Here is a 21,699-nt window from a genome sequence, read left to right on the forward strand (position 1 = left end):
CCAGCAGCCACCATCCGAGACCGAGGTTCTACGCTACATGGAACCGTAGGGTTTCTTCGACGATGATTTTTTTATCCTCTTCGTTCGGAGTATGCCGTCGAGGACCTTCGAGGATGATCTTCTTGGACTTCTCTCGAATTTCATCAGGGAGATATCCCAAGATGGTGTACGCGCTTCCCGCCTGTACGGACGGGTCCTCCCTGAAATTAAACAAGAGGACCGGGACAGAAACGTTAGGGAGAGAAGCCGTCCCCATTCGCATAGCCAGAAGGAACTGCTTTACCCCCTTAGGTACGACGTACTTATTGGAGCCCGGTCCACCTAGTGTGGGGTATGGAATACCTCCAATGAAGCGAATTTCGGAGGTCGCAGCGAGCTTCAAGAAGTAGGAATACCCCTTGTTGAGCTCACCCTCGATGGGAGTGCTAATCATCGTGATTCCTGCCAGCTTCTGAAGCTCTGTATCTGTTTGTACTTGCTTCAGAGCAGCGGAAATGAGGTGTGCGCCCATCGAGTGTCCAGCGAGGATGATTCGGTCGACATCTTCCCGCTGGTTCAAGTTTCGGAAGTCATCTGCAACCCTGTTTACCCAGTCAGTTGCAGTGCACTGAGCCAAAACCTTTGCCTTGAATCGCTCTTGCGCATCATCTGAGCGTTCGAGGCTGACAGGGTGCCCGGGCAGTCGGGAAGCTGAATACCCGACTCCGAGGCTCTCACAGGGAGAGCCCAATCCTGCCTTTTCAGGGCAGGCTCCGAATCCGCCTACAAAGTGAAGATGGATGTTCATCCTAGATTTTTTCCTTCGGTCTCAGATGCCCCTTGTGGGGCAAGTGTAGCTTTATTGTACCAAAAACATTCTTGAATCGAACTATTTTTATAAAAAAATTAAAAACCGTTTCCTTTTCATAACGAAAGGGAAACGGTTGGAATGATTTCAATCACCAGATGGATGAGTCCCATAACGCATCAAGAATCCTCCTTTCAGGATATCTTGCTACTAAAAAAATACTCTTTGGAGTATTTTAGATAATTCTCATTGTCGCCAAGTAGGAGGTAAACTTGTGCAAGCCCAGAGAGAGTCTCAAGTTTTGTTGATTGATCCACTGCATGTTGCAGTACCTCCTTATAGTAATGAATCGCTTGGTCGTAAGAAGTATCTAGTTGATAGGTTTTTGCAAGATGTAGCATTGTTTTGGTGTATTCTAACATGTTATTCTGTTTATTCGCAATCCTAATCGCCTTCTTCAAAATTTTTTGAGAAAGGTGGTATTTTTGTTGATCTTGGTAGAGCACTCCAAGTTTTAGGTAAGCTTCTAAAATAAGTTGATGGCGTTTCGAGATGATATCTTCTAAACCAATAGCAGTTATCAAGCATTTTTCTGCGTGCCTCAGGTAGTTATTTTCCTTATATATATTGGACAAGGTAATATATAACTCTAGTTGTCTCTCATAGTTATCATTGATGAGTGCTAGTTCTAATCCTTTCTTTGCGCAAGCAAATGCTTCTTCTATCATTTGGATTTTTAGGTTTAACTCTGCTTGAAAATCATATATGCCAATAATGGTATCCATGTCCAAATCAAACGAATCTGCTTTTATTTGTTCGATTGTTTTTAAAGCTTCTTCTGTTCTGCCTAAGTTGTATAAGTAAATAGACCGATTGGATAATAGTGTAGTGTATAAATACTTACGTTCTCCATTACGATCAAAAGCCGACAACCCATCATTGGTAAATTGTAAGGCTTGAGCGTAGTTTTGGTTGTGAAATGCAATGAGGGCCAGATGGTTTAAGCAATATGGTTTTAAATTAGTACTAGTAGAGTCAATTTCTCTGTCTAAGTTTTTCAGTGATTCTTTAAAATAGGCCGTTGATTTTTCATTTTGATTTAATTTAAAGTAGCATCGTCCCTTTAAAAAGTCGAGTAATGATCCTTGGTATTTATCTGGTAGTTGACTTAATTTTTTTAGTGCGGCCGCCGGGTCGCGATTGATTTTATTCTCTAGTGTTATGAGATCTAAATATTTTTCCTCTTTCTCTTCTTGTTCTTGTTGTGTCAGTTCGGAAAGATGAATATCTAGTTTTCGTAGGAGGTAGTTTATTTTAGTAGGATTTCGAGAAATGCCTCTTTCGATGGAGGATAAAGTTGCACGGGGGATGTATTGATCTGCTAAATCATCTAATGTCATTCCTCTTTCTTTCCTTACTTTACGGATATAAGAACCAATTTTTGGAATATCCAAAATGAACCACCCCATATTCAAGGTCTTTCTTTTTATAATCATTAAATTATGACTAATTGTCAATTTAGAAATTATCATAAAGTATGGGAATTTTGCATTTGAATATAATTTTTCTACTTATTTCTTCTCGAATTACCATAATAAATAAAAGAATTATCTTGTTTTTGTAATATATTGAATTTGGGTTTTCTAGCTCTTATACTAAAGATAAGGGCAAAAAATAGCTGGATTCATCTCAATTTATTCACATTTTTACGGATTTCCTGAAAAAAATTAGTCTTTTTTTGGGTGAGATTATTTCTGCTAGTTGAAGTTGGTTTTGTAAATTAACTTCAGAAGGGTGAGAATTATGGGATGTAAATTTGAGAAATTCCAATCGGTTTCGAAAAAGAACCTGAGAAACAAAGAAGTCGAAATGCATCTTATGAATGGTGAAACCATTAAATTAAATCTTCTAAATACAGAAATCTTCGATATGGCAAATGGGAGTGTATTTGTAGTAGGGAGAGCGATCGATGTTGCATCTCTAGATGAAATAATTTTTCATATGATAGAGGAAAAGCATTGGAAGCCATAAAATATTTAGCTTGGCATTTGCTCCATTCGTGTGAAGATATTAATCTCCATGAAAAATTAACATCGTTTCCTCCCAATGATCGAAAGCAAATTGTCCAACTTATTCAATGGTGTCTACAAAACGGAAAAAAAATACAGACACTATTAACGCAAGCACATCTCAATGAAATTACCGCTATTTTGCAATATGGGGAAGATGAAGAAGTAGAAGATTTTCACTTTCACCTAACAATGTATGTGTTTACATTTGGCATGGAAATGATGAAAGTTCAAATTGATGATATGTTAGAGGCGAAAGAAGATTGAATTTCAATTATGATACAATTGGAAAAGATAAGTAGAAATACCACCAAATGGTGGTATTTTGAATTTCTGAAATGGAGCTAAAAATATGAATGAAACAATAAAAACAATCTTAGATCATAGATCTATCCGTTCATTTTTGGAAAAAGAATTAAGTGAAGAGCAGATCAGACTGATTGTGGAAAGTGCACAAGCGGCTTCTACATCCAGTTTCGTGCAAGCTTATTCGATCATTGGGATTAAAGAACCTGCCAAGAAAACAGAATTGGCGAGATTGGCAGGAAATCAAGCATATGTAGCGAAAAACGGTCACTTTTTTGTTTTTTGTTTAGATTTAAACCGTTTACGACTAGCTGCTCAGTTAGAGGGAATAGAAGAAAGTGAAATATTCGAAAGCCTTTCATCTACGGAATTATACACCGTTGGTGTGGTCGATGCTGCTTTAGCAGCACAAAATGCTTCTATCGCTGCTGAGTCCATGGGTTTAGGTATTTGTTATATTGGAGGATTGCGTAATGCACTATATGATGTTTCAGCTCTTTTGAAAACTCCTGATCATGTAGTCCCACTTTTTGGATTATGTGTCGGTTATGTAGACAATCGTACAGATAAAAAGCAACGCTTACCAATGGATGCGATCTATCATGAAGAAGAGTATAAAACAGATGAAAAAATGAGTGAACAACTTCATTCGTATAACCGCGATATTTCCGATTATTATTTGCAAAGAACAGGTGGGAAGAGAGCAGATCGCTGGACGGAGATGATGGCAAATAAGTTGACAAATGCTCAAAGATTATATTTGAAACAGTTTCTTCATGACAAAAAACTACCTTTGAACTAGTTGTTTATCGTCCTATTCGAATAAATGACTTACATTTATGTTCATCAAATGTAAGTCATTTTATCTTTTAAAGAAGAGGTACTTAGCTTAAATGCTTGATTAATCGTGTCAAGATATCTACTGTCGCTTTGTATTCATGTGCCTTTGACTTTAAAGAAAAGCCATAACTTTCTTTCATTAAAAATGGAAGGAAACAATTGGAATAAATCCACTAGAACCAACGATTAAGATTGGTTCTTTTTTGATTGAGCTTACTTCTGAACTCCTATATTGTCCCATAACTTAGGAGTAAGAGGTGAGAGGAATGAGATGGAGTCAGTTTGTGGAAAAAGAGTGTGTCAATATGGACACAGGGGAGAAACTTGGGACTTTTCATCGATCAGATCTTGTTATAGACCAGCAAACAGGCGAGATACAAAAGATTTTATTACCACTAGGTAATTCCATTTTCAGGCGAAATACACCTGAGTTGTCTTTAAGTTGGTCTACGATTCAAAAAATAGGTCCAGAGCTGGTTATTGTTCAGCAGAGAGTGCATTCTTCTGAATCATAAAGTAAAAATAGGCAAATGGGTAACAGGCAAAGCCCCAGAAGAATATAGTGCATCATGTGGGGAAAGGGGTTTGAGCGGATGCTGACGGATAAACATTTTATTTTTATCGGTGGAGATGCAAGACAACTCGAAGTGATAAAAAGTTTTATCAAGATGAGAGCAAACATAACACTCATCGGTTTTGACAACCTACAAACTCCACTTAGTGGTACGATGCAAAAAGAGTTTGAACCAACGATATTGTCACGAGCTGATGTTATAGTCCTTCCGGTTATTGGAACCGATGATAAAGGGGAAGTAAGCAGTATTTTTACTACAAAGACACTTATTTTAACAGAGGAGCATATGAAAGCACTACCAAGCCATGCCATTATTTTCACAGGTTTGGCAAGGCCATATTTAAAAAAATTATGCTCCAAATATCAGGTTCCTTGTGTAGAGTTAATGCAAAGAGATGATGTCGCTATCTATAACTCCATTCCGACTGTGGAAGGAGCGTTGATGATGGCAATTCAAAACACAGACATAACAATCCATAATTCTAACGCATTGGTCCTTGGTTTGGGAAGAGTAGGGATTACTTTGGCTCGTACTCTTCAAGCCATAGGAGCCCAGGTGAAAATGGGGATATCTGATTCGGCGGACTATGCTAGGGCCTTTGAAATGGGAGTAACCCCTTTTTATCTACATGAATTGGAAGATTATGTAGAGGAAGCTGAACTTATTTTTAACACTATTCCAGCCCAAGTGTTAACGGCATCTGTATTAGCTCGTGTACGTCACGATGTTGTAATGATCGATATCGCTTCGAAACCCGGTGGGATTGATTATCATTACGCAGAAAAAAGAGGTTTAAAAGCAATTTTGTGCCCTAGTCTACCTGGTATTGTAGCACCTAAAACAGCTGGTAGAATCATCGCAGCGACGATTCGCCAGTTGATGATGGAAGAGATCGCCGAGGAGGTAGGACAATGAGTTTAGAAGGGAAAACAGTCGGATTTGGATTGACAGGTTCTCATTGTACTCATGATGAAGTACTTCCACAGATGGAAAGACTCGTTTCATTAGGAGCTAATATTATTCCGATCATGTCTCATACTGTTGCTAATGTAGATAGCCGTTTTGGAACAGCAGAAGATTGGAAGAGAAAAATAAGAGATATCACTGGACGTGATCCTTATACGACCATTCAAGAAGCAGAACCGTTAGGTCCATCAGGTATACTAGATTGTTATGTTGTGGCTCCGTGTACAGGCAATAGCCTAGCAAGATTAGCCAATGCCTTAACAGACGGTCCTGTACTTATGGCTGCTAAAGCTATGATGAGAAACCATCGTCCTGTTATTTTGGCGATTTCAACGAATGACGCACTTGGATTAAATGCTGCTAATCTAGCTAAATTACTTGCAGCCAAAGATATTTATTTTGTTCCATTTGGGCAAGATGCCCCAGAAAAGAAACCAAAATCATGTGTTTCTCGCATGGATTTGATCCCAGATACATGCTTGGCTGCGATGGATGGAAAACAACTTCAACCATTACTAGTTGAAAAATACCGCTACTTCCCTTCATAATAGGAATAGCAATAATTAGTCCCCATCCGGGGACTTACCCTTTATTTGTAGGAGGAAAAAGTTGTGACATATACCGTAGCTGTTGTAGGAGCGACTGGAGCAGTAGGACAACAAATGATACAATCCTTGGAAAAACGTAAATTTCCGGTTGGAAAATTAATTCCACTAGCTTCTGCGAGATCAGCTGGAGGAACTGTTCAATTTCAAGGAAAGACAGTTACTGTATTAGAAGCTACACCAGATTCATTTGAAGGTGTGGATATTGCTTTGTTCAGTGCTGGTGGTGGAGTAAGTAAATTTCTCGCTCCTGAAGCAGTCAAACGTGGTGCTGTAGTAATAGATAATTCTAGTGCATTCCGTATGGATGAAAATGTGCCTTTGGTAGTACCAGAAGTGAATCGAGAAGCATTATCTGATCATCAAGGCATTATCGCCAATCCAAATTGTTCCACTATCCAAATGGTTGTTGCATTAAAACCTTTACAGGATAAATATGGATTAGAGCGTATTATCGTTTCTACGTATCAAGCAGTATCTGGTGCTGGTTCCCAAGCAATTGAAGAGTTGCGTGCTCAAGCGGCTGCAATGCTTGTTGGGGAAGAGCCAGTATCCAATCTTTTACCAGTAGGGAAGTTGGATAAACATTATCCTATTGCTTTTAATGCAATCCCTCAAATTGATGTAGGGATGGAAAATGGATTTACTTTTGAAGAGATGAAAATGGTACAAGAAACAAAGAAAATATTGGGTGATGATAATCTTGGCATCACACCTACTTGTGTTCGCATTCCTGTTTACCGAGGACATAGTGAGGCAGTTTATGTAGAATTGAAAGAAAACTATCAGCTTTCGGATGTTCGCTCTCTGTTAGAAAATTTCCCAGGAATCATTGTTCAAGACGATCTAGATCAACAAGAATATCCCATGCCGCTAGATGCCGCAGGTTTCGATGAAGTATTTGTAGGGCGTTTGCGCAGAGATCTAGCACATCCAAAAGGGCTCAACATGTGGATTGTATCGGATAATCTGTTAAAAGGAGCAGCATCTAACGCAGTACAAATCGCAGAAGCATTAGTAGCGGATCAACGAATAAGAAGGGGTTAAGTATGAAAGTTATCGTACAGAAGTTTGGAGGTACTTCTGTTGCAACACCTCAAATGAGAGAACGTGTGTTGTATCATATCCAACAAGCATTAGCAGATGATTATCAAGTAGTGGTTGTCGTTTCGGCTATGGGGAGAAAAGGGGAACCATACGCAACAGATACACTTTTAGAATTGACAACAGGTGAGCAGTTGAAAAATCTCTCTTCTAGAGAACAAGACCTTTTGCTTAGTTGTGGAGAGATCATTTCAGCCAGTGTATTGAGTAGCTTGCTTATCCATCATGGAATCGAAAACTGTGTGCTCACTGGTGGACAAGCGGGCATCATTACGAATAACCAACATAATAATGCACAAATTGTTTCCTTAAACCCTAAACGACTTCAAGAGGAGTTAAACCAAGGGAAAGTTGCAATTGTGGCTGGCTTTCAAGGCCAAACAGCAGACGGTGAGATTACTACTTTAGGTAGAGGTGGTAGTGACACTACAGCGACAGCACTTGGAGTAGCTTTAAATGCTGAGTATGTGGATATATTTACTGATGTGGATGGAGTACTCACCGCTGATCCACGAATTGTAGAAGAAGCTACATCTTTAGAAATGGTAACCTACACCGAAATGTGTAATCTTGCTTTTCAAGGGGCTAAAGTGGTTCATCCTCGTGCAGTAGAGATCGCTATGCAGACGAACGTTCCTATTCGAGTAAGGTCTACCTTATCGGATGGGATAGGGACGCTGGTTGTAAGCAGACCAGAACGAGTAGGGTTGACAGAGATATCAGATCGCCTTATTACAGGTATCACCCAAATGCCTAATGTTACTCAAATTCGGATTCCTACCCAATCGGATAAACTTGATCTACATTTGGATGTTTTTCGTCTGATGGCCTCAAAGGGGATCAGTGTCGATTTTATTAGTGTGACTCCTAGTAGTATTGCATATACGGTTAGTGATCCACTTGGTGATTTAGCGAAGTCTCTACTGATGGATATCGGATTAGAACCTGAACTGTATCCATCCTGTGCGAAAGTTTCAGTTGTAGGAGCAGGAATTGCTGGAGTACCTGGAGTGATGGCGCAGATTTTGGAGGCATTAACAGAAGAAGATGTAAAAGTACTTCAGTCGGCAGATTCCCATACGACTATTTGGGTACTAGTACCAGGGGACGATATGATTAAAGCGATACGTGCTTTACATCGGAAATTTGAACTTCATAAATACTAACGGAGGTTAAAATCATGTTATTTGGACGCCTATTGACTGCGATGTGTACTCCGTTCACACCAGATGGAGAGATTGATTGGGATGCACAGGGTGCTCTCATTGAACACTTGATTCAAACAGGTACAGATACGATTGTAGTATCTGGTACAACAGCGGAATCTCCTACTTTAAGCAAAGATGAAAAATTAGCCCTTTTTTCTTTTACTGTTAAACAAGTAGCTGGAAGAGTGAAAATAATCGCTGGTGTTGGAAGCAACAACACTGTTGAAACGGTTCAGTTCACACGTTTAGCTGCTGAAACAGGTGTAGATGGTGTAATGGGAGTAGTTCCTTATTACAACAAACCATCACAAGAAGGCATCTATCAACATTTCGTGGCTATTGCAAATGCAACAACACTTCCGGTGATGTTATACAATGTTCCTGGTAGAACTAGTGCAAATATGACAGCAGAAACAATGATTCGTTTATCAGAATTAAAAAATGTAATAGCTATTAAAGAAGCGAGCGGAAATCTTTCTCAAATCACAAAAGTAATCTCTTCTGTACCAGACGATGTTGTCGTCTATAGTGGAGATGATAGCTTAACTCTCCCAATCCTAGCGGCTGGTGGAGATGGAATTGTGAGTGTTGCAAGCCATCTGGTTGGTTTAGAAATGAAGGAAATGATTGATGCTTATTTAGCGGGGGATGTTCAGAAGGCTGCAAAGCTACATCAACGCTATCAACCTGTATTTGAAGGGATATTCCTAACATCAAGCCCATCCCCCCTCAAATATGCTTTAGCAAAAAAAGGATTAATCCATCCTACCGTTCGGCTTCCTCTTGTAGAAATGACAGAAGATGAAAAACAACAAGTTGATCGCTGGTTTCACGAACTTGTTCAATAATAAATGCAAGAAGATCCGTGTAATGCGGATCTTTTTTTGTGATTTCCTGTAAGAAGAGAATTAAATATTGAAAAGTATCTCTACATCTGTCTGTGATGTATTTCTATCTTGACAATGGGGATAACTGCGCAATAGGTAATAATCTTTACAATATTCCCTTGATCTAATTTTTCTTTACTATTTTTATTCTCCTATTTTCTATTCAGATAATTTAGTAAGATATAAGAAAGGACAACCATCCAACCCATTGGAGGTACAGATGGATCGGAATAGATCCTTGGAATCAATCCGCAAAACAGTGGGCATGATTTTCTTGATTGTGGGGCAAGTGCTGGCCATCAGCGGCATTCCGGACTTGATTTCCCAATCTCTGCATGTGCGAAAAGCAGACAGCGCCGGCATCATCATGACGGCTTTTGGAATTACTTTGTTGGTCAGCAATCTAGTCGTCGGAAAGTTGATTGACAAAGTGGGTGCAAAGAGGCTTCTCTATTGGAGTCTCCCTCTTACAGCTGTCATTCTGTGGGGGTATCCGCTCACTGAAGATAGCACCTTTGCTCTGACAATGGTGCGGATCGTGCACGGATTTTTCTATGCACTGATCGTCAATACGATTTTCTTCGTTACGAGGAATAGTGTCTCCGAACGTCATCAAGCTCGGGTCACCCTTCTTAGCGGCGCCTGCACCTTTTTGGGTTCTGGTCTTGCCATGTAGTCGGGCTGTCATGGCTGGTCAACACGAACATCCTTTGGCATGTGGTCATAGCCTTGGGAATCATCTCTACAGCCTTGGTATTTACAGGAGTTGTTCTCAAGGAGCACTCTTGGATTTCCATGGTACAGAAAGCACGGGATTTCGTTTCTCGTCTATCTTCTTTGCCTGTAAAAGAGGCGATCCACAAAGAAGCATTTCTCCTTGCTCTGCCAGGAACGGGCGTAAGTATTGCATACTTGTCCTTCCTTACTTGGTTCGCCAATTATTGGCAAAAAGAGCCTGGTATGGTGTTGCTGTTGGCAACTATGGGAAATGCATCAGTAGCGTTTACGGTGATGCCTCCGTTGGCGAAGAATCCCAGGGGATACTTTCCACTCATGGCAAGCAGTAACTTGCTCATGGTGGTGAGTTTGCTCATGATTTGGAAGGGTCATTCCATGCAAATCATGATTCTCGCTGGGATTCTAATTGGTTTCTCTGTCTGTGGTAATAACAGCAGTATCCTTGAAGCCATTCTTCGCAAGGTAGACCGATCTCAGCATGGAGCTGCCACAGGTACTCACCGCTTCATGTTGCAACTAGGTGGCGTAATCGGTACAGCATACTCTAGTATGATGTGGGGATTTCTGAGGAATCAAATGTGGCCCGCCATGTTCCCTCTATTGATGCTCTCCCTTGTCTCCCTCTTTTTCATCTGGAAGTGGAGTAGCAAGGTGGATGGAGCTAATGAAATCCAAAAGCCACTTGATGTTGCTTACATTAGAGGAGAAACTGTTTTCCTTTTGGCACAGGGGAAATATCAGCAGTTTCAAGAGAGGCTTTCCGACTTTGGAGTCGATGACCTAGAAAACATCCCATCACATTCACCGGAAAAGAAGTTCACTTTCTGCAACAATGTAGAAGAGGCACTTTGGTACCTAGAAATGGTGAAAGTGAAGGATGATCATCTTCCCGTCGATGGTCCGATTTTCCAATTGCAGGAGTTGTTTTTGCAACTTCTGATGGAGTTGGAACCGTACGAATTGGCAGCATACACACTGGGGAAAGAATTTAGTACCAACTCAAGTGAAATGAAAGCTGAAATTCGTAAGATTCACGCTTCTCGTCTAAAAGAAATTCGGGAATCAGTCCTGTGGATGCAAGATCCCCATCAATTGATACCAGAAATCGGCGATGAAATCGAGGATGGAATGTTCCCACATATTGATCTGTTCCCATCCTATCTAACGTCTGATCTACTCCCTGCGATTCAAGCATTGGCAGTAGTAGATATCTCAGAAGTCATGGCAGCATACAAGAAAGAAAATTCCATGGCTTCGGTCGCATAACATACAAATTGTGTGATCTATAGCCCCCCTCTCGATATATTGAGAGGGGGCTAGTCGTTTTAACCATAATCAATCAGATAACACATTAACTGTCATTGCATTGCTTATGATTTAAATAATCTCAATATAAACAAAGAAAATACCTTTAGATAAAGATTATGACGGGATGATGATTTTTCGTGTCTTCAATTTGTGACATTTTCGTTTTTCTAAGTTGTTATCTTGCATAGCCTTTTTCAATTCGTATATAATGAATACCAAGTGAGATTTGTGCGGTTATAGGGTGAACAACAAAAATTACATTGGAGGTAAGTTTTTTGACAAAGAACCAGCGAGGCAAGTTGCATATATTTGCTCTCGGTGGATTGGGTGAAATCGGAAAAAATATGTATGTTGTCCAATATGAAGACGACATCGTAGTAATTGATTCAGGACTGATGTTTCCAGAGGAGGATATGCTGGGGATCGACATTGTTATTCCAGACATATCTTATCTCATCGAAAATCAAAGTAAATTAAGAGCTATTATTCTTACACACGGACACGAAGACCATATCGGTGGATTAGCCTATATTTTAAAACAAATCAAAGCACCAGTTTATGCTACACAACTCACCATGGGGCTAATCGAACACAAACTGCGGGAAGCACATGTACATGATGTGAAACGTCATGTGATATCCAATCAATCAGAAGTTCAACTCGGCCGGTTAAAAGCAAGCTTCTTCTACACCAATCACAGTATTCCAGATTCGGTAGGAGTATGTATCGATACACCAGAAGGATTGGTCGTACATACTGGTGACTTTAAGTTTGATATGACACCTGTTAACGATAATAATTGTGATTTCCACAAAATGGCTGAGATTGGAAAACGAGGAGTACTCTGCCTGTTATCTGACAGTACGAATGCAGAGCGAGCAGGATTTACAGGAACGGAGCGTTCTGTAGGAGAAAGCTTGATGGAAGTTTTCCGTAAGTCCAAGCAGCGCGTTATTGTCGCTACTTTTGCTTCCAATATTCATCGGATTCAACAAGTAGTAGATGCAGCATATCATCATGGTCGCAAGCTTGCGGTAGTCGGTCGGAGTATGGTAAACGTAGTAAATATCGCATCTGATCTAGGTTATCTTGATGTTCCAAAAGATTTAATCATTGAGCCAGATGAGATCAATCGCCTGCCGGCTCATCGGGTTGCTGTGATCTCTACAGGTAGCCAAGGGGAAGCCATGTCAGCGCTTACGAGAATGGCAAATGCATCTCATCGAAAGATTGAGATTCTTCCTGGAGATACAGTCGTAATCGCAGCTACCCCGATTCCTGGAAACGAAAGAATGATTGGTCGTACCGTTGATCAGTTGTTCCGAATCGGTGCAGATGTAGTATATAGTGCAACCTCACATGTCCACGTGTCCGGACACGGTTCACAAGAAGATTTGAAGTTAATGCTCAATTTAATTCGTCCTAAATATTTTATTCCGATTCATGGTGAGTACCGGATGCTTCGTGCTCACGCTCAATTAGCCGAGTCTGTCGGTGTGAAAACCGATAATATTTTTATCTGTGATAACGGAGATACAGTAGAATTTTCAGGTGGTAAAGCGAGATATGGTCCCAAAATCTCCACAGGCAAAATTTTAATTGATGGACTTGGTGTTGGAGATGTAGGTAATATCGTATTACGAGATCGTAAGCTCCTTTCCCAAGACGGCATTTTAGTTGTTGTTCTTACCCTAAGTAAAGCTAACGGAACTATTTTATCTGGCCCAGATATTATCTCCCGCGGATTTGTTTATGTACGCGAATCAGAGAGACTACTGGAAGAAGCAAACACTGTTGTGAACCAGACAATGGAAAAATGTATGAAAGATCAAGTAAGTGAATGGGCATCGCTTAAAACGAGCATTCGTGACTCCTTAAGCAAATTTCTCTACGAACGCACCCGCCGCCGTCCTATGATCTTACCAATAATTATGAAAGTATAATCGACACTCACTAAACGAGAGCCAATTTTCCTTGTTATATAAGGGGTTTTGGCTTTTCGTTTTTGTTTGGAACCCCGTTTGGTAACATTTTGGTAACCTTTATTATACTAAAGTATTTTTCCTTTCTTATCGATGGAAGCATTTTCGATTTGAATAGCGTTTTCAAAATTATCTGCTAAACTTTTTTGCATGTCTGGCAATACATGGCTATAAGTATTCAAGGTTATACCTACTTCTGCATGACCAAGTCTTTCAGACACAACTTTTGGATTTTCACCCAGTTGAAGCAACAGAGTTGCATGGGTATGTCTTAGCCCATGGAATTTTATTTTTGGTAAGTTATATTTGGAGATAACATACTTTAAATCCCGGTTTATATCTCCTAAATCAACTGGATTTCCGTTATAATTTGCTACTACTAAATCGTGATCACGGTAAGCATTTCCTAATTTTAATTTCAGTTCATTTTGAGCAGCTCTATGCTTTTTTAAGATGGAAATAACCGTCTCAGATATGGAAATGGACCTTTTTGACTTTCTGGTTTTTGGTTCTTGAAAAGTTAATGCTCCCTTTACCTTATACAAGGTTTGACGAATGCGAATTTGTCCTTTATCAAGATCACAATCACGCCATCTTAGTCCTAAAATCTCACCCTTTCTCATCCCAGTGAAAATTGCTAAGGCATATGCAATATAAAATTTTCTGTTTTTTGTGAGAGAGAGAAACTGAGTAATTTCAGTCATTGTCCAAACTTCTACATCATTATTCTCTACTCTAGGAGGCTTTAATAATGTAGAAACATTTTTGCTTATTAACTCCCACTCAGTAGCTGTTTTCAAAGTTTTACTGATGATAGCATGCATAATTCTTATATAACTAGCTGATAGTCCTTCTCTTAATTTATTGCTGTAGAATTTTTGAATGATCATAGGGGTTATTTTTTGCAATTCAAGATGACCTAAGCCAGGATAGATATGTTTATTAATGACAGAGATTTGTGATTCATAAGTAGACTGTCTTATGGTTAGTCTTACATGATTCTCCATGAAATCCTTTAAAAATTCCCCAAATGTCAATTTTGATGGTTCAATGTACTCGTTTTTTTCTATTTGTGTAATTAATTCAGCACAGGCTAATTCGGCCTCTTTTTTTGTCTTAAATCCTCCCATTTGTTTTTGTCTTCTTTTTCCCGTATGATCCTTCCCGATATCAATTATGAAGGACCATGATTTTCCCCTCTTGTAATAGTGCCCTTTCATATAACCACCCTTTTAAATTTGAGAACAGATGTACTCGGAATCAATTACAAGTATGAATATAACTCTTAATTTGCCTATAGTCAACATGCATAAAAATATGTCTAAATTCAAATAGATGATGGATGTTGCTTTGTAATTAATTAACATTTAAATTATTGGATTTAATATGATATGATGGCGCATATAGGAATATACGTTCTGTTTGAAAGGAAGATCGAACTAGTAGCGGAGGTAGAAATGTGGTAAAAGATGAGGCAAACACTGCAGAACCTGAAGAATCCCTGGAACAAACGCTATCTAGAGTTAAACAAGTTTATAGACTTTTTAATATCTCTAATCAACCGGAAAAAGGAGAGGATATCGGGGAAATATTAAGTTACTTATATTTGAATAGAAAATTTAAAGTAGAAGAACTCGCGATCATATATCAACTTAGAGACAAAATTCGTTTAAGGATTTCATCATAATACTTAACTAGGAAAAGATTATTCTTCTCTAGCTAATATTGCTTGAATGACTCTTTGTAATGTCTTTCGTTCTTCTTCTGTTAGCGGATGATTTCCCCAATGTGCATTGCTCTCTTTGTCTGAGAGCATTTGTTTTATGTCTACAGGCTGATCAATCGTAAGATTGTCAAAATCTAAGTCGATGTAGCCAGCGGCATAGAAGATGAGCTCTCTTTTTTCTTCAAGTCCATCAGCGATTTTTGCAAGAATATCAGCAGATGGATTTTCTTTTTCTCCTCGTTCTAATCTCGATAAGTAACTTTGATCTACTCCTGATTTATTTGCTAAATCAGTCAGAGTCATATCTTTTTTCTTTCGTTGAAATTTAATGTAAGCCCCGAATTTTTTTGCGTCTCTCATCGTATACCCTCTTCATTTTTTTATATGTACCCGTTATTTTTTAGGAAAGATTTTATACTTGTTATTTTAGCTAATTTTTTGCTTACAGACAATGACAGGAAATCTCAGATGTGAATGAAAAATCGGTTGCACATAGGCATTATTAATTATAATATGTTTACAGGCATATACGAAGGGTGGTGATGCTTGTGGATGTAAAACTTAATTTACCAGTATTACGGCAATTTCTTGTCAATCATGAGATAACTGAGATTGAACTATCTAATTTAATGGAGATGGATCGCAGCTTTATTTACCGTGTTTTAAGAGAACAAAGAGGACCAGGACCTAAATTTATTTCTAGACTAATGAGTGTGACGGGATTGGAGTTTAATGATCTCTTCATCATGAAAAATTAAATATGCCAATACATTTAAAAATTATCTATAAAAGGAGACCTGGAAGGAAATGAACAAAGAAGACTACCCCTTGATATTAAAAGCAGATCAAGTTGCTGAGATTCTTTCAGTTTCCAAAAGAAAGGCCTATGAAGTTATGGAATATTCAAATTTCCCGCTAGTGAGGGTTGGTAGATCAAAAAGAGTGAGTCGTGATGCTTTTTTTAGATGGCTAGAAGATCAATTGAGTGCTTTTTAGGAAGGGAGGTGATGAGTTGGAGATAAAGGGTATTCGAAAAATCACAGGTTTTGTGGAGGATGGTGTAGTAAAGGTACATGTCTATCTAAGAGGTAATCAGGCAGAAGTTCTAAAAGTACTTCGATTACTACCTGATTTGCCAAATGTACTCGGCATCGGTCAGTATGATCCCATCGCTAGACAGCAAAAAAGCCCGCTGGATCAGAGCGAGCTTTAGGTAAAACTTAGAGATGCGTATAGGATATCACGAAAGATGTTCTATATGCAAATAAGGAGAGCGGAGAATTGAATAATCTACCCATGCAATTAGTAAACACAGAGGTTGTACCTGCCAGCATGATAACACCAGCTGGTTCGATTGATCAGGCAATTGAACAGTTTGAGCTGTATCAAGAATTAAAACTTCGATTGGGTACACCGGATGACTTTCAATATATCGGAAATAAAAAACATCCAAAGAAAAGTTTTGTAAGGAAAGTACAGCGGTTTTTCAATGTATCCTGCGAGATTGTAGAAGTTATGCCTTTTCACGATGAGAATGGACAAGTGATTGCATGGTTGGCAAAGGCAAGAGCAGTGCACCTTGGGACAGGAGCTTTTCAAGAAGGGGATGGAGCCTGCTCCTATGAGGAGAAAACGGCTGAAGATCCTCTGAAAGAGAAAAGACTTCGTACCATCCACAATGTTCGCTCACATGCGGTTACACGAGCGAAGAACCGGGCCATATTGGATTTGGTTGGATTTGGAGACGTAAGTGCAGAAGAAATCAACATGGGAGACTATGTTCAACCAGAGGCAGGCGGATCGAGAACAAGCACCTATTCATTGACAGGACAAGCTACCACCAATCAGCGGAAAGCCATCTTCTCTATTGGAAAAGAAAAAGGCTTGACGAAGGACGAAGTCAAAAAAGTGGGCCGGTTCCAAACTAAAAAAGAAAGCACACAGGAGTTAACCAAACAAGAGGCAAGCGATTTGATCAACCTTTTAAAAGAAACATTATATCCAGAGTTGATCGAGATGGTGAAAGCAGTAGAACAGGTAGAGAACACCATAGGAGGCACATTAGAAGATCAATCCCTAGAAGTAGACATGGAAACGGGGGGGTTGATCTAGATGGCAGAACGCTATTTGCTGGAAGAGTCCCTCGAACACGACTTGGATGACTTAGATCACTATATGAGGAAAATCAAGCAAGTATGGACATATGGCTGGACGGTTTACGAGACGCGCCAGTCCATAGAACAAACAGTGAGAATGATGGAGCAAACCATAGAAAAGGCTCGAACTAAAATCAACATCTAGGCGACAGATTGTCGCCCAAAGTCGAAGAACTGTTCATTAGTTTGATCCATCCTAGAGGAAAACGAGGGAGAACATCATGAGGAAGTTTCCAGTTCGATTCAGTGAAACCAAAACAAAAGGCATGGACAAGCTCCAAGTTGGGGATCAGATCGTGATTGCTTCTGGATTGGAATGTACCATTCTGGAAGTCTTCCTTTATCAAAGTCGTAAAGTGTATAAAACAGATTGCATGGGTTTGGTGTATGCAGATGAATTAGAGGGGCGATAATTTCGCCCTTTCCCTATATAGAAAAGAAAGGCCGAACAGAATGAACTACATCAAAGAGTTGAATGCGTTTCGGGATTGGAGCATGTTGAACCGTCCTTCTACAGGTCAAGTTGCATTGTGGTACACCTTAATGTCGATCAACAACTGGACTGGGTGGCAAGAATGGTTCTCTACGCCCAATCAAACGCTTCAGCTAATGACTGGATTGTCCAGAGGCGGATTGGAGAATGCAAGAAGTTCTTTGATTCAGCAGGGAAGAATTCAGTACAAAAAAGGTCGTTCCAATCATGCAGGGTCCTACAAGATTATTCCTTTCTTAATGAGTGACTATCAAAAAGTAGGCACAGAAGTGAGCACAGGAGTAGGCACACCAGCAGGCACAGAAAAAGCCAATCCCGATGCACAGAAAAAGCCGCTAAGTAGGACATTTAATAAACAAAACCAAACCAAACCAAACGAAACTGAAAAAGAAAAACAACAAAAAGAAAAGTCTCTTCTCTTGGCTACGCAAGTGGAGCAAATTTGGAATCACTATGTGCAGGTGTTTGGGAGTTTCTTTCCTCGAAAGCTGACCCTTACACCTAAACGCAAAAAAGCCATCCAAACACGCCTGCAGGAAGGGTACTCCGTGGAGGAGATATCCCTTGCGATCAGCAATATCCGGAAATCTCCCTTCCACTGTGGGCAAAATGACGGGAATAAATTCTATGCAGATATCATCTTCATTTGCCGAGATGGGGGCAAAGTGGAGGAATGGATGAACCACCAAGGAGGAGCGCAGCATGGGAAATCTAGCAACGATACAGGAGAGGATCGAGAGAGTGAGGATGGAGTGGTCATCCAATTTGGCAAGTATGCCCGAACATGAGCAACCAGTCTATACGTGTTCTACTTGTAAGGATCAAGAATGGATCATTGATCCTCAAAATCCTTGGGTAGCCACACCATGCCCTTGTGCAAAGCAAAAACAGCTTCATCGAAGGATACAAAACGCATTGATTCCAGAAGAGTTCGAGGAGGCACGTTTGGATAATTACCAAGTAACCTCACCTATCCAACAGGAGTTATTCCAAACGGCGAAGCGGTATGTAAAAAATTCCTCTATGATTTGGCAAGGACGTCAAAACAGCATGGGGATGGTTGCAGAAGTAGGGGAAACGCAGATCAAGCGTATCCCCGACCTCAAACAACGAGCCAACTTGATCCAAAAATACAACAGCTATGGATTGGGCAAAACCCATCTTCAGATCGCTATTGCAAAGGAGCTTTTACAACAAGGACATGCTGTCCTGTGTATTTCTGATGTGGTGTTTATGCATGATCTTGCTCAATCGAAACGGTATAGCGATGAGGGGTCTGCGTTTTATCGCTTACTCAGTGGCGTAATCGAAGCCGAAGTACTGGTTTGGGACGATATCGGCAAAAGCAAATACACAGAAGCAAAAGAAGAATTGTACTACCGGATTATCAACGAACGATACCGACAAAGGAAACCAATTCTTTTTTCCTCCAACGAAGATGAACTTACTTTGTCAGAGCGGATTGGAGAAGCAGCTTTTTCTCGGCTTTACAGCATGGCGAAAGATTACTTTGTGAAAGTAAAGGGTCCTGATTATCGGGTAGAAGGGACTGGAACATGAGTACAGCTTTGATCAGGCAGTTAGAACGAACTCATTGCCGAAAACAATCTCGAAAAGTATACCTTGCTTTGGAGGAACTGGATTTTACATGGGATGAACGTGAGATCGCACAGTTTGAAAACCTATGGCGAGAAGGGATCAGCCTTTGGGACATTACAGAGAGCTTTGGTCGTGATCCAGATGAAGTGTTGATTCTAGCTGTTGACCGAGGGAGAAGAGGAACCATACACAAACGGGCAGGTGGTGTATTTGGAGAAGCCAAGCAGAATTCAGTTCACTGTACCGGGGAGAGCTGTTCCAGCAGTGAGGATGACACAGAAGAGCAAATGGATCAATCCACAAGCAAAACGGTATATAGCATATAAAGAGGAAGTGAAATGGCGGGCTGTGCTCGCCACCTCTCAAAAATTAAAGGGAGATATACAAGTAGAAATCCAAGTCTACTTAAGAGGAAAACGCAGGATGGATATCGATAACATCGCCAAGAGCTTACTAGATGGGTGCAACAACATCTGTTATGACGATGACAGCCAAGTAACTTATCTCCAAATTCAGAAGCATCGTGTAGCAAACATAGAGGAACAACGAGTAGAACTCACGTTGCAACAAGCAAACTAGCACATCGGACAACTAGACGAAATAATCGGGGTGGCAATCATGAAAGTCAAAGTAGCAATGCATTATTGTAAAGGATGTATTTGGCTGATTCGTGGAAGTCTGTGTCCATTTTCTCGGTGTGTCAAACGATATGGTTGGTCTTTTGAAAATAAACAGAAATGAGGGATGGGACGATGGACAGTAGTGCTGCTATGCAGTATCGGAAACCTGCTTATAAAAAAATAGTGGAACGGATGCTAAGAGAATATCCTATCTTGAAGAAATCCATAGTTGAATACGAATCTTATCATTATCCATCCTGCATCACTGTTTATGAAGAACGGATCGGAAGGTCGTATAATGAGTATCTGTCTTCCACAGAACAATATGGTATTCGGAGAGCAGACAAACAAATGAAAGTAAGAAGCGTAGAACAAGCATTAAAAGTGTTAAGCATAGAGGAGAGAAAATTGATTGAAGAACGATATTTTGATTTAAATACTCCTAGTGATGGAATGATCTATGAACGATTGGGTTGGAGTAAGAGAAATTATTATCGAATTAAAAAAGGTGCACTCTATACACTTGCTACTTTTTTAAATTTTATTTAGCGATTCTAGACCTAGAATCCGATGCATAGTCATCAAGTTAAAAAATCCTGTTTCACTTTAGAAAACCTTATGGATCAAAAAAAGCCGATTTCAAAGTCATTTGACTCATGAAGTTCCTCTTTCGTTGATAGATTTACAGGAAAAAACGCTATCCTTTCTAATGTCTTAAAAGAGGATAGCGTTTTTTGTTTTGGGGGATTTTTTTGTTTAGCTTGATGGGCATGTACCTCTACCCCAAAGTTCAATGGTTTTCGTGTGGAAATTACGGCATTGAGAAAAGTTTTGTGAATCAAGACCATGCTAGAAACTGCTTTACAATTTCACTTTTATTTGGAAAGGGTTCCATATCCATTCGAAACTAATTTAATTTTTTAATGACAATAGAAGCGTTTACGTTTGCTTGTGTGCCTCCTACCAAAGACGCAAGGCCAACTGCTGCAGCTGAAGAATGATTTCGAAGGGTAAGAACATCGCCGGCTGCTATGGCGATTATAGCCTGACCGTTGTTTTGCTGAGTGCCGGCACCTGAACCGTAGACTGTTCCGGAAACCAGTGCGCCATTTAAAAATAGTGCGAATTGGTTGGGTTCTGACCCCGATACGGAGAAAGTAACCTCGTAGTCTCCCGGAGTGGTAACTAAAATTTGAGAGGCTCCGGGGGCATGCGTAATTCCAGGTGTAATTATTCCATTTGAATCAAAAAGGACATCCGCCTCTATAGCTACCGTTTGAGGAGTTAGATTGTAAATATACCCGTATACGGATAACCCTGCTCCGGTAGCGCCCGTGGCTCCCACACCTGTGGCACCCGTAGCACCTGTAGCACCAGCTGGTCCCTGTGGACCCGTGGCTCCCACACCTGTAGCACCCGTAGATCCAGTGGCACCCGTAGCACCTGCAGCTCCAGCTGGTCCCTGTGGACCCGTGGCTCCCACACCTGTAGCACCCGTAGATCCAGTGGCACCCGTAGCACCTGCAGCTCCAGCTGGTCCCTGTGGACCCGTGGCTCCCACACCTGTAGCACCCGTAGATCCAGTGGCACCCGTAGCACCTGCAGCTCCAGCTGGTCCCTGTGGACCCGTGGCTCCCACACCTGTAGCACCCGTAGATCCAGTGGCACCCGTAGCACCTGCAGCTCCAGCTGGTCCCTGTGGACCCGTGGCTCCCACACCTGTAGCACCC

General features: G+C 40.4%; 29 protein-coding genes. 24 read left to right on the top strand and 5 right to left on the bottom strand.

The window, feature by feature from the left end; translation table 11 throughout:
• Positions 1-28: 28 nt before the first annotated feature.
• Together MK805_RS15230 and MK805_RS15235 are read right to left on the bottom strand one after the other, a co-directional pair.
• Entirely contained in the window at positions 29-787 is a 759-nt protein-coding gene (locus MK805_RS15230; protein ID WP_240876752.1) for an alpha/beta hydrolase, read from the bottom strand.
• A 194-nt stretch (positions 788-981) separates the two neighbouring features.
• The gene (locus tag MK805_RS15235; protein ID WP_240876753.1) at positions 982-2,241 is read right to left on the bottom strand and encodes a helix-turn-helix domain-containing protein; all 1,260 of its coding nucleotides are present in this window, start codon (positions 2,239-2,241) and stop codon (positions 982-984) included.
• Positions 2,242-2,665: 424 nt separating this feature from the next.
• Here MK805_RS15235 and MK805_RS15240 point away from each other — a divergent pair, with 424 nt between their 5' ends.
• The 12 genes from MK805_RS15240 to MK805_RS15295 all read left to right on the top strand — a co-directional run bounded on the left by MK805_RS15240 (position 2,666) and on the right by MK805_RS15295 (position 13,336).
• Positions 2,666-2,818 carry a hypothetical protein gene (locus MK805_RS15240; RefSeq protein ID WP_240876754.1) on the top strand — a complete coding sequence of 51 codons (153 nt, stop codon included), beginning with the start codon at positions 2,666-2,668 and terminating at the stop codon, positions 2,816-2,818.
• Positions 2,806-3,123, top strand: coding sequence for a hypothetical protein (locus tag MK805_RS15245; protein WP_240876756.1), 318 nt, complete (start codon positions 2,806-2,808; stop codon positions 3,121-3,123). The genes MK805_RS15240 and MK805_RS15245 overlap by 13 nt, the downstream gene beginning before the upstream one ends.
• Positions 3,124-3,208: 85 nt before the next feature.
• Positions 3,209-3,964 (top strand): oxygen-insensitive NADPH nitroreductase, encoded by a 756-nt coding sequence (gene nfsA, locus MK805_RS15250; RefSeq protein WP_240876757.1) that lies wholly within the window; start codon positions 3,209-3,211, stop codon positions 3,962-3,964.
• Positions 3,965-4,268: 304 nt separating this feature from the next.
• Positions 4,269-4,517: a YlmC/YmxH family sporulation protein gene (locus MK805_RS15255; protein WP_240876758.1), complete on the top strand. Its 249-nt coding sequence runs from the start codon at positions 4,269-4,271 to the stop codon at positions 4,515-4,517.
• A gap of 78 nt (positions 4,518-4,595) precedes the next feature.
• Positions 4,596-5,492, top strand: a complete 897-nt coding sequence (gene dpsA, locus MK805_RS15260) for a dipicolinate synthase subunit DpsA (protein ID WP_240876759.1) — start codon at positions 4,596-4,598, stop codon at positions 5,490-5,492.
• Positions 5,489-6,091, top strand: coding sequence for a dipicolinate synthase subunit B (locus MK805_RS15265; protein ID WP_240876761.1), 603 nt, complete (start codon positions 5,489-5,491; stop codon positions 6,089-6,091). Before dpsA ends, MK805_RS15265 begins: the two co-directional genes overlap by 4 nt.
• Before the next feature lie 63 nt (positions 6,092-6,154).
• Positions 6,155-7,195 carry an aspartate-semialdehyde dehydrogenase gene (locus tag MK805_RS15270; RefSeq protein WP_338057523.1) on the top strand — a complete coding sequence of 347 codons (1,041 nt, stop codon included), beginning with the start codon at positions 6,155-6,157 and terminating at the stop codon, positions 7,193-7,195.
• Between the two features lie 2 nt (positions 7,196-7,197).
• Positions 7,198-8,418 (top strand): aspartate kinase, encoded by a 1,221-nt coding sequence (gene dapG / locus MK805_RS15275; protein WP_240876762.1) that lies wholly within the window; start codon positions 7,198-7,200, stop codon positions 8,416-8,418.
• A 14-nt stretch (positions 8,419-8,432) separates the two neighbouring features.
• Complete coding sequence (dapA, locus tag MK805_RS15280) at positions 8,433-9,308, top strand: 4-hydroxy-tetrahydrodipicolinate synthase (protein WP_240876763.1); 876 nt, start codon at positions 8,433-8,435, stop codon at positions 9,306-9,308.
• A 259-nt stretch (positions 9,309-9,567) separates the two neighbouring features.
• Positions 9,568-10,023, top strand: a complete 456-nt coding sequence (locus MK805_RS15285) for an MFS transporter (RefSeq protein WP_240876764.1) — start codon at positions 9,568-9,570, stop codon at positions 10,021-10,023.
• Positions 10,024-10,142: 119 nt separating this feature from the next.
• Positions 10,143-11,351 (top strand): MFS transporter, encoded by a 1,209-nt coding sequence (locus MK805_RS15290; protein ID WP_240876765.1) that lies wholly within the window; start codon positions 10,143-10,145, stop codon positions 11,349-11,351.
• A gap of 317 nt (positions 11,352-11,668) precedes the next feature.
• Complete coding sequence (locus MK805_RS15295; RefSeq protein ID WP_240876766.1) at positions 11,669-13,336, top strand: ribonuclease J; 1,668 nt, start codon at positions 11,669-11,671, stop codon at positions 13,334-13,336.
• A 107-nt stretch (positions 13,337-13,443) separates the two neighbouring features.
• Here the strand turns inward: MK805_RS15295 and MK805_RS15300 are convergent, their stop codons facing one another.
• A complete protein-coding gene (locus tag MK805_RS15300) occupies positions 13,444-14,595 on the bottom strand; it encodes a site-specific integrase (RefSeq protein ID WP_255724690.1) in 1,152 nt (383 codons plus the stop codon).
• A 239-nt stretch (positions 14,596-14,834) separates the two neighbouring features.
• Between MK805_RS15300 and MK805_RS15305 the strand changes: the two genes are divergently transcribed.
• Positions 14,835-15,062, top strand: a complete 228-nt coding sequence (locus tag MK805_RS15305) for a hypothetical protein (RefSeq protein ID WP_240876768.1) — start codon at positions 14,835-14,837, stop codon at positions 15,060-15,062.
• 18 nt (positions 15,063-15,080) lie between these two features.
• On the opposite strand, the gene MK805_RS15310 is transcribed toward MK805_RS15305, so the two are convergent.
• Positions 15,081-15,461, bottom strand: a complete 381-nt coding sequence (locus tag MK805_RS15310; RefSeq protein WP_240876769.1) for a helix-turn-helix domain-containing protein — start codon at positions 15,459-15,461, stop codon at positions 15,081-15,083.
• A 188-nt stretch (positions 15,462-15,649) separates the two neighbouring features.
• Between MK805_RS15310 and MK805_RS15315 the strand changes: the two genes are divergently transcribed.
• From MK805_RS15315 to MK805_RS15365, 11 genes are all read left to right on the top strand, one after another.
• The gene (locus tag MK805_RS15315; protein ID WP_240876770.1) at positions 15,650-15,859 is read left to right on the top strand and encodes a helix-turn-helix domain-containing protein; all 210 of its coding nucleotides are present in this window, start codon (positions 15,650-15,652) and stop codon (positions 15,857-15,859) included.
• A 49-nt stretch (positions 15,860-15,908) separates the two neighbouring features.
• Positions 15,909-16,097, top strand: coding sequence for a helix-turn-helix domain-containing protein (locus MK805_RS15320; protein WP_240876771.1), 189 nt, complete (start codon positions 15,909-15,911; stop codon positions 16,095-16,097).
• 16 nt (positions 16,098-16,113) lie between these two features.
• Positions 16,114-16,314, top strand: a complete 201-nt coding sequence (locus tag MK805_RS15325; RefSeq protein WP_240876772.1) for a hypothetical protein — start codon at positions 16,114-16,116, stop codon at positions 16,312-16,314.
• 68 nt (positions 16,315-16,382) lie between these two features.
• On the top strand, positions 16,383-17,213 hold the full coding sequence (locus MK805_RS15330) for a hypothetical protein (RefSeq protein ID WP_240876773.1): 831 nt from the start codon (positions 16,383-16,385) through the stop codon (positions 17,211-17,213).
• Entirely contained in the window at positions 17,214-17,402 is a 189-nt protein-coding gene (locus MK805_RS15335) for a hypothetical protein (protein ID WP_240876774.1), read from the top strand.
• Between the two features lie 76 nt (positions 17,403-17,478).
• The gene (locus tag MK805_RS15340) at positions 17,479-17,670 is read left to right on the top strand and encodes a hypothetical protein (protein ID WP_240876775.1); all 192 of its coding nucleotides are present in this window, start codon (positions 17,479-17,481) and stop codon (positions 17,668-17,670) included.
• A gap of 40 nt (positions 17,671-17,710) precedes the next feature.
• On the top strand, positions 17,711-18,538 hold the full coding sequence (locus MK805_RS15345) for a hypothetical protein (protein ID WP_240876776.1): 828 nt from the start codon (positions 17,711-17,713) through the stop codon (positions 18,536-18,538).
• Positions 18,453-19,310: an ATP-binding protein gene (locus MK805_RS15350; RefSeq protein ID WP_240876777.1), complete on the top strand. Its 858-nt coding sequence runs from the start codon at positions 18,453-18,455 to the stop codon at positions 19,308-19,310. Before MK805_RS15345 ends, MK805_RS15350 begins: the two co-directional genes overlap by 86 nt.
• Complete coding sequence (locus MK805_RS15355) at positions 19,307-19,675, top strand: hypothetical protein (RefSeq protein ID WP_240876778.1); 369 nt, start codon at positions 19,307-19,309, stop codon at positions 19,673-19,675. The genes MK805_RS15350 and MK805_RS15355 overlap by 4 nt, the downstream gene beginning before the upstream one ends.
• 7 nt (positions 19,676-19,682) lie before the next feature.
• A complete protein-coding gene (locus MK805_RS15360) occupies positions 19,683-19,928 on the top strand; it encodes a RusA family crossover junction endodeoxyribonuclease (RefSeq protein WP_240876779.1) in 246 nt (81 codons plus the stop codon).
• A gap of 173 nt (positions 19,929-20,101) precedes the next feature.
• Positions 20,102-20,518, top strand: coding sequence for an ArpU family phage packaging/lysis transcriptional regulator (locus MK805_RS15365; protein WP_240876780.1), 417 nt, complete (start codon positions 20,102-20,104; stop codon positions 20,516-20,518).
• 358 nt (positions 20,519-20,876) lie between these two features.
• On the opposite strand, the gene MK805_RS15370 is transcribed toward MK805_RS15365, so the two are convergent.
• Positions 20,877-21,699 (bottom strand): BclA C-terminal domain-containing protein (locus MK805_RS15370; protein WP_420833091.1); only part of this gene is annotated, 823 nt, incomplete at its 5' end.

The sequence above is a fragment of the Shimazuella soli genome (assembly GCF_022511585.1).
Lineage (GTDB): Bacteria > Bacillota > Bacilli > Thermoactinomycetales > Thermoactinomycetaceae > Shimazuella > Shimazuella soli.

What these genes read in the sequence shown, in the direction of transcription:
- MK805_RS15230 (WP_240876752.1), bottom strand. Translation starts at nt 787, where the DNA reads ATGAACATCCATCTTCACTTTGTAGGCGGATTCGGAGCCTGCCCTGAA.
- MK805_RS15240 (WP_240876754.1), top strand. Translation starts at nt 2,666, where the DNA reads ATGAATGGTGAAACCATTAAATTAAATCTTCTAAATACAGAAATCTTC.
- nfsA (WP_240876757.1), top strand. Translation starts at nt 3,209, where the DNA reads ATGAATGAAACAATAAAAACAATCTTAGATCATAGATCTATCCGTTCA.
- MK805_RS15255 (WP_240876758.1), top strand. Translation starts at nt 4,269, where the DNA reads ATGAGATGGAGTCAGTTTGTGGAAAAAGAGTGTGTCAATATGGACACA.
- dpsA (WP_240876759.1), top strand. Translation starts at nt 4,596, where the DNA reads ATGCTGACGGATAAACATTTTATTTTTATCGGTGGAGATGCAAGACAA.
- MK805_RS15265 (WP_240876761.1), top strand. Translation starts at nt 5,489, where the DNA reads ATGAGTTTAGAAGGGAAAACAGTCGGATTTGGATTGACAGGTTCTCAT.
- dapG (WP_240876762.1), top strand. Translation starts at nt 7,198, where the DNA reads ATGAAAGTTATCGTACAGAAGTTTGGAGGTACTTCTGTTGCAACACCT.
- dapA (WP_240876763.1), top strand. Translation starts at nt 8,433, where the DNA reads ATGTTATTTGGACGCCTATTGACTGCGATGTGTACTCCGTTCACACCA.
- MK805_RS15285 (WP_240876764.1), top strand. Translation starts at nt 9,568, where the DNA reads ATGGATCGGAATAGATCCTTGGAATCAATCCGCAAAACAGTGGGCATG.
- MK805_RS15290 (WP_240876765.1), top strand. Translation starts at nt 10,143, where the DNA reads ATGGTACAGAAAGCACGGGATTTCGTTTCTCGTCTATCTTCTTTGCCT.
- MK805_RS15300 (WP_255724690.1), bottom strand. Translation starts at nt 14,595, where the DNA reads ATGAAAGGGCACTATTACAAGAGGGGAAAATCATGGTCCTTCATAATT.
- MK805_RS15310 (WP_240876769.1), bottom strand. Translation starts at nt 15,461, where the DNA reads ATGAGAGACGCAAAAAAATTCGGGGCTTACATTAAATTTCAACGAAAG.
- MK805_RS15320 (WP_240876771.1), top strand. Translation starts at nt 15,909, where the DNA reads ATGAACAAAGAAGACTACCCCTTGATATTAAAAGCAGATCAAGTTGCT.
- MK805_RS15335 (WP_240876774.1), top strand. Translation starts at nt 17,214, where the DNA reads ATGGCAGAACGCTATTTGCTGGAAGAGTCCCTCGAACACGACTTGGAT.
- MK805_RS15340 (WP_240876775.1), top strand. Translation starts at nt 17,479, where the DNA reads ATGAGGAAGTTTCCAGTTCGATTCAGTGAAACCAAAACAAAAGGCATG.
- MK805_RS15345 (WP_240876776.1), top strand. Translation starts at nt 17,711, where the DNA reads ATGAACTACATCAAAGAGTTGAATGCGTTTCGGGATTGGAGCATGTTG.
- MK805_RS15350 (WP_240876777.1), top strand. Translation starts at nt 18,453, where the DNA reads ATGGGAAATCTAGCAACGATACAGGAGAGGATCGAGAGAGTGAGGATG.
- MK805_RS15355 (WP_240876778.1), top strand. Translation starts at nt 19,307, where the DNA reads ATGAGTACAGCTTTGATCAGGCAGTTAGAACGAACTCATTGCCGAAAA.
- MK805_RS15365 (WP_240876780.1), top strand. Translation starts at nt 20,102, where the DNA reads ATGGACAGTAGTGCTGCTATGCAGTATCGGAAACCTGCTTATAAAAAA.